Source organism: Streptomyces sp. NPDC014870 (assembly GCF_043081505.1).
In the GTDB taxonomy this organism is placed as follows: Bacteria; Actinomycetota; Actinomycetes; order Streptomycetales; family Streptomycetaceae; genus Streptomyces.
In genome coordinates, this window is sequence record NZ_JBIBWQ010000005.1 from 296,940 (window position 1) to 312,799 (window position 15,860).

Sequence of the window (15,860 nt, forward strand, 5' to 3'; positions counted from 1 at the left end):
GCTTCAGCTTAGTTACCGGGACGCCCGCTGGTAGAAGGGGCGCACCCGCTCCAGCAGCCAGTCGCCGACCGGGTCCTGCGCCACGTCGAGCAGGATGAGGTTGACCGGCCAGGCCACCTCGACCCGGCCGAGCGCGCGGCCGAGGGCGTCCAGCGGGGCGTTCCGGTCGACGCCGTCCCAGGTGACGAGCTCGACGCCGACGAAGAGGGCCGGTTCGGTGCCCTCGACGCTGGCCAGGGCGCGGCGGGCGGAGAGGACGACTCCGGTGGCCTCGAACTCGGCGGAGGCGGCGGAGAGGAAGTCGACGGGGTCGTCCTGCCAGTCGGGCTCGAAGAGCCGGACCCGGCCGCCGCTCGCGGGGCCGTCCAGCGGGGTGCGGCCGGTCCGGCAGAGTTCGGCCACGGCGGGCGGGGGCAGCGGGGCGCCGACGGTGCCACCGGGGTTCACGGCGATGCCGAGCTGCGGGGGCAGACCGCGGGCGAAGTCACGGGCGGGGGCGACGGTGAAGGACATGTGGGTGCCGACGCAGGCGAGGAACTGCTGCTCGGAGCTGAAGACGGGGACGTACGGGAGTCCGTCGATCTCCAGCGTGGGCAGGTCGAGGTCCCGGCTCTCCTGACTGCCTCCGTTGGGCAGCGGCACCCAGACGGGGCTCCGGCCGAGGACCTCGACGAGACGGCCTCCGGCGGAGGGGTTGCCGAGCGAGGCCGCGAGGACCTCTTCGAGCTCGTTGCCCGGCCACGTAACGTCCACGGTTCCCGCTTCCCCTGTCTGGCACGCCCTGATCGCGTGTCTCACGCGCCCTGGTCGTGACGCCCTCGGGGCAGAACCCTAACGCCGCCCTGGCACCCCCGTGGCCAAAAGCGCTCAGTGCGCGGAGCGGAAGGCGATGGTCCGCAGGGCTCCCGCGGCGTCCCGGTCGAGCAGGGTCGCCGAGGCGCAGCCGCGGGGCAGCCGGCCCGACTCGACCGAGCCGAGGAGCCGGCCGACGGCCCGGCGGTGCCGGGCGAAGGCGTAGCCGGAGACGCCCCGGCCGCGCTCGCGCTGGCCGGCCCGGGCGGTGGCGGGCGTGACGTCGAGCAGGATGAGGTGGAGGGCGCTGCCCCGGCGGCGGGCCTCGCGGGCCAGCCAGTTCCGCACCCAGGACTGGGTGCCGCAGTCGTGGACGACGACGCTCCGCCCGGCCCGCAGCGCGCGCCACAGGCCGGCGTAGTGGGCGATCCGCGCCAGGGGGCGGTAGACCGCGTACGGCAGGAAGGCGGGCAGCCGGGCCTCCCAGCGCTCGCGGGCGTCCTGGGAGTCGATGCCGAGGCCGTCCGCGGCGCGCCGCATCAGCGTGGACTTGCCGCTGCCGGGCAGCCCGGAGACCACCACGAGGTCGCCCGCGGTGAAGGCGAGCGTGCGGGGGCCGCGGCCGCCGCGCTCGCGCAGATCGCGCAGCAGGGGCGCGGCGCGGCTGGGGGTCCCCCCTGGACGCAGTCCTCGGGGGAGGGTCCGGGCGCGGGCGCGGGCACGTGGAGCCGGTATCCCCGTACTCGTGGCGTAGGCGCCGGAGCGCTGGATCGTCATCGTCTCTCCCCCAGTCGGGTCCCGAGAACCCCTTCCCCACAAAGTGTAAAGAAGGGGTAATCAGTCACAAGCGATTTGCCGATCCGACACCGCGTGCAATGATGGCCGCGCCAAGCGCACACAACCGCATACCGGCCGCTCGAATCCGCGCGGGAGAGTCCCGGAACCACCACGACGGTGGGACCCGGGCGCCGAAGGAGCAAGACCCTCCCTTGAATCTCTCAGGCCCCGTACCGCGTGGATGAGGCAGATCTGAAAAGCGGGACGCTTCACGCGTCCCCACCCAAGGTGCAAGCCGATCTCTCGGTGACGAGATGCTCTCGGTGAACCTCTCAGGTTCCATGACAGATGGGGAGGACGTCCTCGCCCGTCATGTTTTCCGCCCTTGGGATCCGGGAGCCACCCATGAGCACGTCTGCCCCCCGTCTGACCGCCCTCGATGCCCTGCATCGTTCGCTGGGCGCGACCATGACCGACTTCGCCGGCTGGGACATGCCGCTGCGCTACGGCAGCGAGCGGGACGAGCACGTCGCCGTCCGCACCAAGGCGGGCCTCTTCGACCTCTCCCACATGGGCGAGATCACGGTCACCGGCCCGCAGGCGGTCGAGCTGCTCGACTTCGCCCTGGTCGGCAACATCTCCACGGTCGGCGTGGGCCGCGCCCGCTACACGATGATCTGCCAGGAGGACGGCGGCATCCTCGACGACCTGATCGTGTACCGGCTCGGTGACACGGAGTACATGGTCGTCGCCAACGCCTCCAACGCGCAGATCGTCCTCGACGCGCTGACCGAGCGCGCGGCCGGCTTCGACGCCGAGGTCCGCGACGACCGCGACGCGTACGCCCTGATCGCCGTCCAGGGCCCGGAGTCCCCCGGCATCCTGAAGTCGCTCACCGACGCCGACCTGGACGGGCTCAAGTACTACGCCGGCCTGCCGGGCACGGTCGCCGGGGTCCCCGCGCTGATCGCCCGTACCGGCTACACGGGCGAGGACGGCTTCGAGCTGTTCCTCAAGCCGGAGCACGCCGAGGGCGTCTGGAAGGCGCTGACCGAGGCGGGCGCGCCGGTCGGCCTGATCCCCTGCGGCCTGTCCTGCCGTGACACGCTGCGCCTGGAGGCGGGCATGCCGCTGTACGGGCACGAGCTGACGACCTCCCTCACCCCGTTCGACGCCGGTCTCGGCCGGGTCGTGAAGTTCGAGAAGACGACGAACGAGGGCCGCTTCGTCGGCCGCGAGGCCCTGGAGAAGGCCGCCGAGCGCGCCGAGACCGCCCCGCCGCGCAAGCTGGTCGGCCTGGTCGCCGAGGGCCGCCGGGTCCCGCGCGCCGGTTTCTCCGTCGTCGTGAACGGAGAGGCCGTCGGCGAGGTCACCTCGGGCGCCCCGTCGCCGACGCTCGGAAAGCCGATCGCGATCGCCTACGTGGACGCGGCGCACGCCGAGCCCGGCACGCAGGGTGTAGGTGTGGACATCCGCGGCACCCACGAGCCGTACGAGGTCGTGGCGCTGCCCTTCTACAAGCGCCAGAAGTGACGGCGCACCGGAACTGACGAAGGGGCGGGCGTGAGGTTTCCCACCCCCTCATGTCTCACCCCGCGTCTCATCCCGTAAGACCCGCGTTCATCAGCACTCCCCCGATCCAGGAGAATCACGACATGAGCAACCCCCAGCAGCTCCGCTACAGCAAGGAGCACGAGTGGCTGTCGGACGTCGTCGACGGCGTCGCGACGGTCGGCATCACCGAGCACGCGGCGAACGCCCTCGGTGACGTCGTCTACGTGCAGCTCCCGGAGGTCGGGGACACCGTGACCGCGGGCGAGTCCTGTGGAGAGCTGGAGTCCACCAAGTCCGTCAGCGACCTCTACGCCCCGGTGACCGGCGAGATCGTCGAGGCCAACCAGGACGTCGTGGACGACCCCTCCCTGGTGAACACCGCCCCGTTCGAGGGTGGCTGGCTGTTCAAGGTGCGCATCACCGGCGAGCCGGACGAGCTGCTCACCGCCGACGAGTACACCGCCTTCACCGCAGGCTGACCGAGACCCGTAGGGATCGATCCATGTCGCTTATGAACACCCCTCTCCATGAGCTGGACCCGGACGTCGCCGCCGCCGTCGACGCCGAGCTCCACCGCCAGCAGTCCACCCTCGAGATGATCGCCTCGGAGAACTTCGCTCCGGTCGCGGTCATGGAGGCCCAGGGCTCGGTCCTCACCAACAAGTACGCCGAGGGCTACCCGGGCCGCCGCTACTACGGCGGCTGCGAGCACGTCGACGTGGCCGAGCAGATCGCCATCGACCGGATCAAGGACCTGTTCGGCGCCGAGTACGCCAACGTCCAGCCGCACTCCGGCGCCTCCGCGAACCAGGCCGCGCTCTTCGCGATCGCCCAGCCGGGCGACACGATCCTGGGCCTGGACCTGGCGCACGGCGGTCACCTGACCCACGGCATGCGCCTGAACTTCTCGGGCAAGCAGTTCAACGTGGTCGCGTACCACGTGGACGAGGCCGGTCTGGTCGACATGGCCGAGGTCGAGCGCCTCGCCAAGGAGCACCGCCCGAAGGTGATCATCGCGGGCTGGTCCGCCTACCCGCGTCAGCTGGACTTCGCCGAGTTCCGCCGGATCGCCGACGAGGTCGAGGCGTACCTGTGGGTCGACATGGCCCACTTCGCGGGCCTGGTCGCGGCCGGTCTGCACCCGAACCCGGTCCCGCACGCCGACGTGGTCACCTCGACCACGCACAAGACGCTCGGCGGCCCGCGCGGCGGCATCATCCTCGCGAAGAAGGAGTTCGCGAAGAAGCTGAACTCCTCGGTCTTCCCCGGCTTCCAGGGCGGCCCGCTGGAGCACGTGATCGCGGCCAAGGCCGTCTCGTTCAAGATCGCGGCCTCGGAGGAGTTCAAGGAGCGCCAGCAGCGCACCCTGGACGGCGCCCGGATCCTGGCCGAGCGCCTGGTCCAGGACGACGTCACCGCGCACGGCGTCTCGGTCCTGTCCGGCGGCACGGACGTGCACCTGGTCCTGGTGGACCTGCGCAACTCCGAGCTGGACGGCCAGCAGGCCGAGGACCGCCTCCACGAGGTCGGCATCACGGTCAACCGGAACGCGATCCCGAACGACCCGCGTCCGCCGATGGTCACCTCGGGTCTGCGCATCGGTACGCCGGCGCTCGCGACCCGCGGTTTCGAGGCCGAGGACTTCGCCGAGGTCGCCGACGTCATCGCGGAGACCCTGAAGCCCGGCTTCGACGCGGACGCTCTGAAGGCCCGTGTGACCGCTCTGGCCGAGAAGCACCCGCTGTACCCCGGCCTGAAGTAATTTCGTACCCTTTTGTTGGTATGAAGCTCCGGGGCACCGCGCACACTGGACAGTGAGCCGGTGCCCCACCCCTTTGTCCCGCTCGCTTTCCTGCTCTGTTCTGCACCACCCCGGCAGACAACGGCGTCAGCCCCCCACAAGGAGTCCCCCGTGGCCATCTCGGTCTTCGACCTGTTCTCGATCGGCATCGGCCCGTCCAGCTCGCACACGGTGGGCCCGATGCGCGCGGCCCGGATGTTCGCGCGCCGGCTGAAGAACGAGGGCCTCCTGGCGCACACGGCGTCGATACGGGCCGAGCTGTACGGCTCGCTGGGCGCGACCGGCCACGGGCACGGCACGCCGAAGGCGGTCCTGCTGGGCCTGGAGGGCAACTCTCCGCGCACGGTGAACGTGGAGACGGCGGACGACGAGTTCGAGCGGATCAAGTCGAGCGGCCGGATCAACGTCCTCGGGATGCACGAGATCCCCTTCGACTTCGACGCGGACCTGATCCTGCACCGGCGCAAGGCGCTGCCGTACCACGCCAACGGCATGACGGTCTTCGCGTACGACGTCGAGGGCGCGCTGGTCCTGGAGAAGACGTACTACTCGGTCGGCGGCGGCTTCGTCGTGGACGAGACCGTGCTTTCTCAAGAGGGGGCCGAGGGCTCGGACCCGATCATCCCGGACGACACGGTCCTGAAGTACCCCTTCCGCACGGGCGACGAACTGCTCCGGCTCGCGAAGGAGACCGGCCTGTCGATCTCCGCGATGATGATGGAGAACGAGAAGGCCTGGCGCACCGAGGACGAGATCCGCGAGGGCCTCCTGGAGATCTGGCGGGTCATGCAGGCCTGCGTCTCGCGCGGCATGTCCCGTGAGGGCATCCTGCCCGGCGGCCTGAAGGTCCGCCGCCGCGCCGCGAACACGGCCCGCAAGCTGCGCTCCGAGGGCGACCCGGCGGCGCTCGCGATGGAGTGGATCACGCTCTACGCGATGGCCGTGAACGAGGAGAACGCGGCGGGCGGCCGCGTGGTCACCGCCCCGACGAACGGCGCGGCGGGCATCATCCCGGCGGTCCTGCACTACTACATGAACTTCGTGCCGGGCGCCGACGACGACGGCGTGGTCCGCTTCATGCTCGCGGCGGGCGCGGTCGGCATGCTCTTCAAGGAGAACGCCTCGATCTCGGGCGCCGAGGTCGGCTGCCAGGGCGAGGTCGGCTCGGCCTGCTCGATGGCGGCCGGCGCCCTCGCGGAGGTCATGGGCGGCTCCCCGGAGCAGGTCGAGAACGCGGCCGAGATCGGCATGGAGCACAACCTGGGCCTGACCTGCGACCCGGTCGGCGGCCTGGTCCAGATCCCGTGCATCGAGCGCAACGGCATGGCGGCGGTCAAGGCGGTCACGGCCGCGAAGATGGCCCTCCGCGGCGACGGCAGCCACCTGGTCTCCCTGGACAAGGTCATCAAGACGATGAAGGAGACCGGCGCGGACATGTCGGTCAAGTACAAGGAGACGGCGCGGGGCGGTCTCGCGGTGAACATCATCGAGTGCTGATCACCATGGGCTGATCAGCGCGGGCTGATCAGCGCCTGCTGATTCCCGGGGCGGTCCGGGCCTCGTGCGGGTTCGGCTCGTCCCGCAGCAGTGGCACCGGGCCCCGCAGCGCGAATCCGCCGGGGAGGTCCAGCCGGCCGCCCCGGCGCTCGGCGATCACCGCCCCTTGCGCCCCCAGGCTCACGTCGACGGCGCACTCCCCCGACCGCACACCGGTCAGACGGGCCTCGCGGACCACACAGACGAGCCCGGAGATCCAGAAGACCACACTCAGCTGCACGTCCAGTGTGCCTATCTTCGCGCCGTCCACGTAGACGTCGACGTAGGGCCTGTGCGTGGAGGTGACCCGGTGGGTCGCGAGCGCGACGACCTCCTCGCTGCCCGGCAGGTCCCGGGTACGGCGCGCGGCGGACTTCAGCGCGGAGTGGCCGCGCCAGCCGGCGGCGGCCAGGTCGCACACGTCGAGGCCGAGGAAGTCGTCCACGACGGTGGCCAGCTCGTGCTCGACGGCCCGGTCGGCGGCGGGCGTCCGGCCCCGTACGGGCGCGAGCAGCGGCCCGGCCGTGCCATGGGCGCGCAGGGGGCCGTCAAGACCTTCACCTTCGCCGAGCAGGAACGAGCGGACGGTCGTCGGGGTCGTGGCCCTCAAGGGCGCGGTCGTGGTCATCGGTCCTCCTCGTCGAGGGTCTGCCGACCGGGGTCCGGGTGCGGGTCGAGCCGGGTGGTGTGGGTGGGCGGCTCGCCGGGCGGCCGGTACTCGGCCAGCGCCGTGTCGCCGGTGGCGGGCCGCAAGGTCGCTCGTACGTGGTTGCGCACCCAGCGGGGGCCGCGGTGCAGCCGCCCGAAGTAGACGGCAGCGGCGGCGGCGAGGGCGAGCGCGCCGCCGAGCGACGCGGGGCCGACGACCCATCCGACGGGGGTGGAGCCGCCGCCGTTGCCGCCGGGCGGGACGGTCGGGTTCGGGTCGGTCGGATTCGGGTCCGTCTGGTTGGGGTCGGTCGGATTCGGGTCCGTCTGGTTCGGGTCGGTCGGATTCGGGTCCGTCTGGTTCGGATCCGTCGGGTTGGGGTCGGTCGGGTTCGGCTCGTCCGTGACCTCGTACGAAGCCTCGTCGTACTGCTCCGGATAGTCCTGGCAGACCGCCAGCACCGTGTGCCCGCTCGGCTCCGCGTCGCTCGGTACCGGGATCTCGGTGACGAAGGTGGCCTGCTCCGTGACCGGGGCGGTGGCAAGCGGCTCGTCGCCGTCCCACAGCAGGTCGACGTTCGAGCACCGGAAGCCCGTGCCCTCCGCCTGTACGGTGCCCCCCTTCGCGCCCTCCTCGGCGGCGAGGGTGAGGAGCGGGTCCCCCGGGGTTTCGACGACGTAGGTGGCCTCCGCGGCGAGGGACGGCTCATCGGTGCACACGGCCTGGAACGTGTACGTGTCCGGGTCCGCATCCGCCGGGACGGTCTCCGTATACGAGAAGTCGCCGTTCTCCGACACGGGGATGCCGGACGCGATCTCGGGCCCGCCGACCACGTGGAGATACACGGTGCCGGCGGGGCACCCGTGGAAGCCCGTGCCCCGGACGTCGATCACATCCCCGACGGAGCCGTGGTCCGGGTCGAGCGAGAGGAAGGCCTCGGCATCCGGAGGTTCCGTCGTCGGCGGGGGCGGTTCCGATGTCGTCGGCGGTTCCGTCGGCGGTTCCGTCGTCGGCGGCGGTTCCGACGTGTCCGGTGGCGGCTCCGACGTCGTCGGCGGGGGCGTCGGTTCAGCCGCTGCCGGGATCGCGACCGGTCCCACGCTGATCGCTACGCTCAGAAGCACAGCCATCAGCAATCGACGCACCAGCCGCGCGGCAGTGACCATAGGGAGGAGGGATGAGGGAACACCCCCATTTTCCCACCAGGTTCACACCCGCGCGCGTCGTCCCTCCCGGCGGCTCAGCCCCGGGTCACCGGCGGCCGGACGAGCGGCAACTCACGTGCGTAGGCACGGAGTACGCGCCGCCCGCCCCGCGCGGCCGAGGTCAGGCCTTGCTGAGGTGCGCCCAGAACTCGTCCCACGACAGCTTGCCGTCGTGGTTGTCGTCGCGCTGCTTGATGAGCGCCTCCGCGACCGTCTCGGTGACGTTGAAGTCACCCAGCTGGGCCATGACGCTCTTGTACTCGGAGGCGGTGATGTAGCCGTCCTTGTCCACGTCGAACCGATCGAACGCCGTGCGTGCCGACTCGATGTCCGCCACTGTTTCCGCCCCTTCTTGGTGCTTCTCTGACGGGGTCAGATTAGCGGGCGCCGTCGTATCGGATGATGGGGGTATGAGCGACGATGTGGCACGGATTCTCGCGGACGCGGCCGAAGGGCGGTTCCCGCCGCCGGACGGGACGACGACGGTCGTCCCGCAGCCGAGCACGCGCGACGCCGGGGTCCTCGCCTTCACCGCGCACTCGGTCGTCTTCACCGACCAGGATCCGGAGTGGGTACGGGCGGAGCTGGCCGCGACGGCCAGTGACCCGCTCGCCGCGTCGATGAATCCGGGGTTCCTGCTGGCGCTCATGCGGCGCACCGGGCGGCGGATGAACACCGTCGACCTGCTCACCGTCGCCCCCGCCCTGCCCGGCGCCCCCGAGCTGCCGCTGCGGGAGATCCGGGATCCCGAGCACCCGCGGGTCGCGCGGGCGCTGAAGTACCGCGACGACGTCCGGGTGTGGGGCGCCGACGGCGGCGTGGTCGTCCTCGGGCGTGGCGTCGCCGGGCGCTGGGAGGCCGCGATCGAGGTGGACGAGGACGTCAGGCACCGGGGAATCGGCCGCGCCCTCGCCCTCGCCGCCCGGCACCTCACTCCGGGCGACGTCGTCTGGTCCCAGCAGTCCCCCGGCAACGCGCGCAGCGTCCGGGTCTTCCAGGCCGCCGGCTACCGTCCCGTCGCCTCCGAGGCGCTGCTGGTCGCCGCCTGACGGTCAGCGGAAGACGCCCGTGTGGCCGAGCGAGTACCGGCCCGGCTGCGGGTAGACCGCCAGACCGTGCGGGCCGCCGCCGACCGGGATGCGAGCCAGCTGCTTCCCGGTCGTGGTGTCGATGGCGTACACCTCGGCGTCGTACCGGCCGGACAGCCACAGCACCTTGCCGTCGGCCGAGACACCGCCCATGTCCGGTGAGCCGCCGTCCGGCAGCCGCCACTTCTTCGTCAGCCTGTTCTGGGCGAAGCCGAAGACGGAGATGGAGCCCTCCCCGCGGTTGGGGATGTACATCTCCTTGGAGTCGCGGGAGATGTAGAGGCCGTGGGCGCCCTTGCCGGTCGGCATCAGCTGCGGGGTGGTGAACTTCTCGCCGTCGAGGACCCACACGCCGTGGGCCATCATGTCGGCGATGTAGAAGGTCTTGCCGTCCGGGGAGATCTTCACGTCCTGCGGCATGGCGCCCTCGAAGGGCAGCCGCTGCTGGCCGATGACCTCCATCTTCTCGGTGTCGACCTTCAGGAGCTCGCCCGAGAACTCGCAGGAGACGACGAAGTACCGGCCGTCGGCGGAGAAGTCGGCGTGGTTGACGCCGTAGCAGCTGACCGGGACGGTCTTCTTCCGTTCCATCGTGTGGGGGTCGCGGAAGACCAGTTCGCGGTCGAGGGAGGCCATGACGACGGCGTACTTCCCGTTGGGCGTGAAGTACAGGTTGTACGGGTCGTGGACCTCGACGGCCTTGCCGGCGACGCCGGTGGCCGGGTCGATCGGGGTGAGCGTGTGGCCCCGGTTGTTGTTGACCCAGAGGGTCTTCAGGTCCCAGGACGGCACGACGTGCTGCGGCTGGATGCCGACCGGGATCGTCTCGATCACCTTGTACGTGGCCGGGTCGATGACCGAGACCGTGTTGGAGTTGGTGTTGGGGACGTAGACCCGGCTCGGGAAGCCCTTCACCACGGGCGAGAGCCTGCCGGGGCGGTCGGCGGCGTAGATGTCGTTCGGGTCGAGGACCGGCGGCATGCCCGGAAGCCCCGCGGGGGCGGCCTTCTTCGGTACGGCGGGGAGCACGGCGGCCTCCTCCCGGCCGCCGCCCCGGGGCTCGGCGGCCGGGTCCGCGGTGCCGCACCCGGCTAGCGCGGCGAGCAGCGCGGCGGCGAGGAGGCTCTTCGTGCGCGTCGTGATCGTGCGCGTCGTGATCGTGCGCGTCGTGAGAGGCAGCATCAGGTCAGCAGCTCCGTGGTCGTCACCGCGCGCAGGCCGCGGCGGTCGAGTTCGGCGAGGAGGGGCGGCAGCGCGGCGAGGGTGTCGGGGTAGCCGAAGTGCAGGCTCACCACGGATCCGGCCCGGACGCGCGCGGTGACGTTCCGGACGACGGCCGGGCCGCCGGGCGAGGTGTGGTCGAGGGAATCGACGCCGTACGAGAGGACGTGCGGGTATCCGGCCCGCCGGGCGGCCCGCCGGACGGCCTCGCCGGCGTGCTGGGTCCTGGAGGGGCGGAACCAGGTGCCGATGGAGCCGGTGAGGCGGCGCAGCCGGGTGGCGCAGGCGGCGATCTCGGCGTGTGCCTCGTCCTCGGTCATCGCGTTGACGTCGAGGTGGCGCTGGGTGTGGTTGCCGAGGTCGTGGCCGCCGTCGAGGACACGGCGGGCGAGATCGGGGTGGGCATCGAGCCACTCCCCGACGGCGAGGACGGTGACCCGGGCGCCGCCCTTCTCGGCCTCGGCGAGCAGGGCGCGGGCGAGGGCGGGGTCGCCCTGGCCGTGGAAGGTGAGGGCGACCTGGGGGCGGGCGGGCGGGCCGTCGGTGATCTCGACGGGCAGCCCGGGGAACCTGCGCGGGGCCGGGGCCTCGGGCGGCCTGGGGGCGGGCGCGGGGTCCCGGGGCGGCGCCGGACGGGTCTCGGTACCGCAGGCGGTCGTGAGGGCCCCCGCGGCGGCCCCTGCGAGGGCGGCGGCCGCACCTGCCCGGAGCGCGCCACGACGGTCGGTGAGGGTCACGCGCCCATTAAAGGGGTGATCTGTCCGGAAAATTACGATTGGGCCAATTCAGGACGTTTGCCACCCCGCGCCAGGCGTCCGACATGCGGACAGGTCGAGGAAACACCCGGTGAACGCCATACTTATTCACCATTTACAAGGTTCGTGCTGCACGTCACCAATGATTCATTGGCGATGCGTGACGGTTTGACCGATTTTGGCCCGATAGGGACTTTTGGCGGCAAGGCCACCTGTCTGCCATAGTCGAAGCCACGACCCCCATTGACCCGGGCCAGGTCGTCTTCGAGCACCGTGGGTTACACCCCCCCCGACCCGCGGCGCTCCCCACACAGAAGCCCCCGCTCCGGGGGTTTTTGTGTATCAGCGGTCGGAGACCCGCATCTCGAACCAGGTGGTCTTGCCGCGCGGCTGCAGGTCCACGCCCCAGCGGTCGGAGAGCTTGTCGACGAGGAAGAGGCCGCGGCCGCTGATGTCCATCTCCTGCACCGGCATCAGACAGGGCAGACCGCGCGAGGGGTCTCTGACCTCGATCCGGATCCAGCCCCGGCGGCGCAGCAGCCTCAGGGCGAAGACGCGCGCCCCGGTGTGCCGGACGGCGTTCCCGACGAGCTCCGAGACGAGTAAGACCGCGTGCTCCGCGATCAGCGGCGTCAGGGCCCACTGCCGGAGCACCACGCACTGCGTGAGCCGGCGGGCGACCGCGGCGGACTCGGGACGGGACGGCAGGCGGACATCGTCCTCGGCCGGGTTGCCGTACAACTCCAGGGTCTTGAGGGCCTGTTCGTCCTCGGCGGTCGGCACCCACCGTGCGGCGGTCGCACCGCCGTGCTGCCGCGGTTGTTCCACACCCTCCAGGCCCGCCATGCCCCCATCATGGCCGCACGGACGCGGCCGCGTGGCCGTTCCGGAGGAATCCGTACCCCGGAATTGACGATTCCGCGAGATTCCTCCGGCATATGCCAGCGGCCATACCCTCCACCTGCGGCCGAGCGGCCGTCAGACGAACTTGGCCTTGCCCGGGCCCTCCTCGACGAAGCTCCGCATCCCGGTCTCCCGGTCCGCGGTCGCGAACAGGCCCGCGAACCAGGTGCGTTCGATCGCGAGGCCGGTGTCGATGTCGGCCTCCAGGCCCTGGTCGATCGCCTCCTTGGCGGCGCGCAGCGCGATGGCCGGGCCCTGCGCCAGCTTCGCGGCCCAGGCGTGCGCCTGCTCGTACACCTCGGCCGCGGGGACGACGCGGTCCACCAGACCGAGTGTCAGGGCCTCCTCCGCCTTGACCATCCGGCCGGTGAAGATGAGGTCCTTGGCCTTGGAGGGGCCGACGAGGCGGGAGAGCCGCTGGGTGCCGCCGGCGCCGGGGATCAGGCCGAGCAGGATCTCGGGCTGGCCGAGCTTGGCGGTGTCGGCGGCGATGCGGTAGTCGGCACAGAGCGCCAGTTCGCAGCCGCCGCCCAGGGCGTAGCCGGTGACCGCGGCGACGACGGGCTTGGGGATGCGGGCGATCGCGGTGAAGGAGTCCTGGAGCGCGCGCGACCGCTTCACCATGGCCGCGTGGTCCATGACCTGCATCTCCTTGATGTCCGCGCCGGCCGCGAACACCTTCTCGCCGCCGTACAGGATCACGGCGCGCACGTCGTCGCGGTCGCTCGCCTCCTGGGCCAGCTCGCGCAGGCGGTCCTGGACGGCGATGTCGAGGGCGTTCATCGGGGGGCGGTCGAGCCGGATCGTGCCGACGCCGTCCGCGACTTCGAGGTTCACAGTCATACCCGGCAGGTTAGCCGCCGTTAACGACAAGGGGCCCGGTGCTGTTGCTCACAGCACCGGGCCCCTCCAAGAAGGTTGTTACTTGATCCACTCCGACCAGGACATGTTCCAGCCGTTGAGGCCGTTGTCCGGCTGGATCTGCTTGTCCTTCGAGTTCTTCACGACGACCACGTCACCGATGAGCGAGCGGTCGTAGAACCAGGCCGCCGGGGTCGAGCTGTCACCCGCGCCGCGCGCGTCGCGCAGACCGACGCAGCCGTGGCTGACGTTGGCGGAGCCGAACGTGCCCGAGGAGGCCCAGTAGTTGCCGTGGACGAAGGTGCCCGAGGTGGACAGGCGCATCGCGTGCGGCACGTCCTTGATGTCGTACTCGCCACCGAAGCCGACCGTGGCGCCGTTCATCCGGGTCACCTTGTACTTCTCGCTGATGACCATCTGACCGTTGTACGTGGTCGTGGACGGGGCGCCCGCGGTGATCGGGATGGTCTTGATGATCTTGCCGTCGCGCTCGACCTTCATGGTCTTGGCGCTGGCGTCGACCGTGGAGACCTGGCGGCGGCCGATGGTGAAGGAGAGCGTCTTCTTCTGCTTGCCGTAGACACCCGGGCGGCCCTCGACGCCGTCCAGGTTGAGCTCGACCTTCACCTTGGTGCCGGCGGCCCAGTAGTTCTCCGGGCGGAAGTCGAGGCGGTCGTTGCCGAACCAGTGGCCCTCGATCTCGACGGCGGGCGTCGCGGTGACCTTGATGGCCTTCTCCACGGCCTCGGGGTCGGTGATGCCCCGGGTGAAGCGGATGGAGACCGGCATGCCGACGCCGACGGTCGAACCGTCCTCGGGCGTGTAGTGGCCGATGAACGTGTTCTTCGGGGTCAGCGTGGTGAAGGTGGTGTCCTTGGCCGACTCACGGCCCTCGGAGTCCTTCGCGATCGCGTGGACCTTGTACTGCGTGCCGGCGGAGAGGTGCCCGACGGGCTGCCAGCTGGCGCCGTCCGCCGATATCTTGCCCTCGATCTCGGCACCCTTGGTGTCCGCGACCGTCACCGTCGTCAGCTTGCCCTGCTCGGCCGTGACCTTCAGCGCGCCGCTGGTGGCGACCGCGTCGGCGCCGTCCTTCGGAGTGATCGTGACGACCGCCTGCGAGGCGGCGATCTCCTGCTTGGCCCCGCCGTCCTTGCCCGGCTCCTGCCCGCCCTTCGCGCCGGTGGTGTCGCCACCACCGCACGCGGTCAGGACGAGGAGCAGCGCCCCCGTCGCCAGCGCCCCCAGGCGGGTGCCGCGGCGCCTGCGTCCGGTGGTCGTTCCGGATATCGGCTGCCCGTTCACTATGGTGTTCTCCCCTCGCACGACCCGGCACTGCCTGGGCCCCACCCCCGTGCACATCCTCTCGCGCACACGGCGCTAGATAATCACACTGGAAGACACGAAAGTTCCACGCGAATGTCACCGTTCAGTCCCAGTTCGCACGGGGTTCGGGTCGGCTGCCCCTGTCATCGCAAGGCGCTACCCGCCTTCCACTCCTCCCATCCCATGTTCCATCCCCCGAGGCCGTTGTCGGGAGCGACCTTTCGGTCACGGGAGTTGACGACCTCGACGACGTCGCCGATGAGCGTGCGGTCGAAGAACCAGCCCGCCGGGGAGTCCGCGCTGCCGCCCTTCTCGTCCCGCAGACCCACACAGCCGTGGCTGACGTTGGCCGAGCCGAAGGTGGAGGGTGCGGCCCAGTAGTTGCCGTGCAGGAAGGTCCCGGACTCGGTCAGCCGCATCGCGTGCGGCACGTCCTTGATGTCGTACTCCCCGCCGAAGCCGACCGTCCGGCCGTCCATCCGCGTCACGTCGTAGAGCTCCGTGACCACCATCTTCCCGTTGTACGTCGTGGTCTTCGGCGCCCCGGCCGTGATCGGCAGCGTGGCGAGCAGATCGCCGTCCCTGCGCACCTCCATGGTGTGCTCGGCCGCGTCGACGAGGGAGACCTGGGAGCGGCCGACGGTGAACCCGACGCGCTTGCTCTGGATGCCGTACACCCCGGGCGCCCCTTCCAGGTCGCGCAGGGCGAGGTCGACGGTCACCTTGGTGCCGGGCCGCCAGTACTCCGCCGGGCGGAAGTCGAGCCGCTCCTTGCCGAACCAGTGGCCGACCACGTCGACCGGCGGGTCGGAGGTGACGGTGATGGCCCGCTCGACGGCCTCGCGGTTCTCGATGGCGCGGTTGAAGGAGAAGGAGACGATCATTCCGGTGCCGACAGTGGAACGGTTCTCCGGCTTGAAGTAGCCGATGAACCGCCGCTCGGGAACGACGGTGGTGAAGGTGGTGTGCCGGGCGGAGCGCCGGCCGTGCGCGTCGAGCGCCACGGCGTCCACGCTGTACTTGGCCGCGAGGGCGAGCCGGGAGTCCGGCCGGGGCCGCCAGCGCAGCCCGTCCGCGCTGATCTCGCCGGGCACCTCGGCCCGCTGGGCGTCCTCGACCTGGACGACGGTGACCCGCTCCAGACGTCCGCTGTCGATCCTGACCTCGATCGGTCCCTCGGCCGGCACGCCCTTGCTGCCGTCCTCCGGGCTGACCCGGATGACGTCGCCGGGAGCCCGCGCCTTCCCGGGCAGCGGGAGGCCGATGCCTCCGCCGCCCTCGCCCGTGCCGGTGCAGCCCGCCACGCCCGCCATCAGTGCCGCCACCGCGAGCGCGCGGCCCGCCCGCTTCCATACGAATCTCACGCTCGGCCCAACGACGGCCACCCTCCAG

The 15,860-nt window shown here is 71.1% G+C and carries 16 protein-coding genes and 1 riboswitch; of the genes, 5 read left to right on the top strand and 11 right to left on the bottom strand.

Going from position 1 to position 15,860, the window contains the following annotated elements; all coding sequences use genetic code 11:
* Positions 1-12 precede the first annotated feature (12 nt).
* On the bottom strand, positions 13-753 hold the full coding sequence (locus ACF09C_RS16945) for an enhanced serine sensitivity protein SseB (RefSeq protein ID WP_392092215.1): 741 nt from the start codon (positions 751-753) through the stop codon (positions 13-15).
* 114 nt (positions 754-867) lie between these two features.
* The gene (locus ACF09C_RS16950; protein ID WP_392092216.1) at positions 868-1,569 is read right to left on the bottom strand and encodes an AAA family ATPase; all 702 of its coding nucleotides are present in this window, start codon (positions 1,567-1,569) and stop codon (positions 868-870) included.
* 140 nt (positions 1,570-1,709) lie between these two features.
* Positions 1,710-1,815: riboswitch (glycine riboswitch) on the top strand.
* Between the two features lie 159 nt (positions 1,816-1,974).
* Between ACF09C_RS16950 and gcvT the strand changes: the two genes are divergently transcribed.
* From gcvT to ACF09C_RS16970, 4 genes are all read left to right on the top strand, one after another.
* Complete coding sequence (gcvT, locus tag ACF09C_RS16955; RefSeq protein ID WP_392092217.1) at positions 1,975-3,102, top strand: glycine cleavage system aminomethyltransferase GcvT; 1,128 nt, start codon at positions 1,975-1,977, stop codon at positions 3,100-3,102.
* Between the two features lie 122 nt (positions 3,103-3,224).
* Positions 3,225-3,602, top strand: a complete 378-nt coding sequence (gene gcvH, locus ACF09C_RS16960) for a glycine cleavage system protein GcvH (RefSeq protein WP_362410617.1) — start codon at positions 3,225-3,227, stop codon at positions 3,600-3,602.
* A gap of 23 nt (positions 3,603-3,625) precedes the next feature.
* Complete coding sequence (gene glyA, locus ACF09C_RS16965) at positions 3,626-4,885, top strand: serine hydroxymethyltransferase (protein ID WP_392092218.1); 1,260 nt, start codon at positions 3,626-3,628, stop codon at positions 4,883-4,885.
* A 150-nt stretch (positions 4,886-5,035) separates the two neighbouring features.
* Entirely contained in the window at positions 5,036-6,421 is a 1,386-nt protein-coding gene (locus tag ACF09C_RS16970) for an L-serine ammonia-lyase (protein ID WP_392092219.1), read from the top strand.
* Between the two features lie 28 nt (positions 6,422-6,449).
* Here the strand turns inward: ACF09C_RS16970 and ACF09C_RS16975 are convergent, their stop codons facing one another.
* From ACF09C_RS16975 to ACF09C_RS16985, 3 genes are all read right to left on the bottom strand, one after another.
* Positions 6,450-7,088 carry a hypothetical protein gene (locus ACF09C_RS16975; RefSeq protein ID WP_392092220.1) on the bottom strand — a complete coding sequence of 213 codons (639 nt, stop codon included), beginning with the start codon at positions 7,086-7,088 and terminating at the stop codon, positions 6,450-6,452.
* Positions 7,085-8,233: a hypothetical protein gene (locus tag ACF09C_RS16980; RefSeq protein WP_392092221.1), complete on the bottom strand. Its 1,149-nt coding sequence runs from the start codon at positions 8,231-8,233 to the stop codon at positions 7,085-7,087. The genes ACF09C_RS16975 and ACF09C_RS16980 overlap by 4 nt, the downstream gene beginning before the upstream one ends.
* Before the next feature lie 202 nt (positions 8,234-8,435).
* The gene (locus tag ACF09C_RS16985) at positions 8,436-8,651 is read right to left on the bottom strand and encodes an EF-hand domain-containing protein (RefSeq protein ID WP_392092222.1); all 216 of its coding nucleotides are present in this window, start codon (positions 8,649-8,651) and stop codon (positions 8,436-8,438) included.
* A 73-nt stretch (positions 8,652-8,724) separates the two neighbouring features.
* Here ACF09C_RS16985 and ACF09C_RS16990 point away from each other — a divergent pair, with 73 nt between their 5' ends.
* Positions 8,725-9,363 carry a GNAT family N-acetyltransferase gene (locus tag ACF09C_RS16990; protein ID WP_392092223.1) on the top strand — a complete coding sequence of 213 codons (639 nt, stop codon included), beginning with the start codon at positions 8,725-8,727 and terminating at the stop codon, positions 9,361-9,363.
* Between the two features lie 3 nt (positions 9,364-9,366).
* Here ACF09C_RS16990 and ACF09C_RS16995 read toward each other — a convergent pair whose 3' ends face one another.
* The 6 genes from ACF09C_RS16995 to ACF09C_RS17020 all read right to left on the bottom strand — a co-directional run bounded on the left by ACF09C_RS16995 (position 9,367) and on the right by ACF09C_RS17020 (position 15,832).
* Positions 9,367-10,584 (bottom strand): YncE family protein, encoded by a 1,218-nt coding sequence (locus tag ACF09C_RS16995; protein ID WP_392092224.1) that lies wholly within the window; start codon positions 10,582-10,584, stop codon positions 9,367-9,369.
* Entirely contained in the window at positions 10,584-11,360 is a 777-nt protein-coding gene (locus tag ACF09C_RS17000) for a polysaccharide deacetylase family protein (RefSeq protein WP_392092225.1), read from the bottom strand. The genes ACF09C_RS16995 and ACF09C_RS17000 overlap by 1 nt, the downstream gene beginning before the upstream one ends.
* 360 nt (positions 11,361-11,720) lie before the next feature.
* Positions 11,721-12,224 (bottom strand): ATP-binding protein, encoded by a 504-nt coding sequence (locus tag ACF09C_RS17005; RefSeq protein ID WP_392092226.1) that lies wholly within the window; start codon positions 12,222-12,224, stop codon positions 11,721-11,723.
* Between the two features lie 132 nt (positions 12,225-12,356).
* Positions 12,357-13,124 carry an enoyl-CoA hydratase/isomerase family protein gene (locus ACF09C_RS17010; protein ID WP_392092227.1) on the bottom strand — a complete coding sequence of 256 codons (768 nt, stop codon included), beginning with the start codon at positions 13,122-13,124 and terminating at the stop codon, positions 12,357-12,359.
* A 78-nt stretch (positions 13,125-13,202) separates the two neighbouring features.
* Entirely contained in the window at positions 13,203-14,447 is a 1,245-nt protein-coding gene (locus ACF09C_RS17015) for an Ig-like domain-containing protein (RefSeq protein ID WP_392092228.1), read from the bottom strand.
* 164 nt (positions 14,448-14,611) lie between these two features.
* Positions 14,612-15,832, bottom strand: coding sequence for an Ig-like domain-containing protein (locus tag ACF09C_RS17020; RefSeq protein WP_392092229.1), 1,221 nt, complete (start codon positions 15,830-15,832; stop codon positions 14,612-14,614).
* Positions 15,833-15,860 lie beyond the last annotated feature (28 nt).

Bases quoted from the DNA above. Each gene is read 5' to 3' on its own strand.
- ACF09C_RS16950 (WP_392092216.1), bottom strand. From the start codon at position 1,569: ATGACGATCCAGCGCTCCGGCGCCTACGCCACGAGTACGGGGATACCG.
- gcvT (WP_392092217.1), top strand. From the start codon at position 1,975: ATGAGCACGTCTGCCCCCCGTCTGACCGCCCTCGATGCCCTGCATCGT.
- gcvH (WP_362410617.1), top strand. From the start codon at position 3,225: ATGAGCAACCCCCAGCAGCTCCGCTACAGCAAGGAGCACGAGTGGCTG.
- glyA (WP_392092218.1), top strand. From the start codon at position 3,626: ATGTCGCTTATGAACACCCCTCTCCATGAGCTGGACCCGGACGTCGCC.
- ACF09C_RS16975 (WP_392092220.1), bottom strand. From the start codon at position 7,088: ATGACCACGACCGCGCCCTTGAGGGCCACGACCCCGACGACCGTCCGC.
- ACF09C_RS16990 (WP_392092223.1), top strand. From the start codon at position 8,725: ATGAGCGACGATGTGGCACGGATTCTCGCGGACGCGGCCGAAGGGCGG.
- ACF09C_RS16995 (WP_392092224.1), bottom strand. From the start codon at position 10,584: ATGCTGCCTCTCACGACGCGCACGATCACGACGCGCACGATCACGACG.
- ACF09C_RS17005 (WP_392092226.1), bottom strand. From the start codon at position 12,224: ATGGCGGGCCTGGAGGGTGTGGAACAACCGCGGCAGCACGGCGGTGCG.
- ACF09C_RS17010 (WP_392092227.1), bottom strand. From the start codon at position 13,124: ATGACTGTGAACCTCGAAGTCGCGGACGGCGTCGGCACGATCCGGCTC.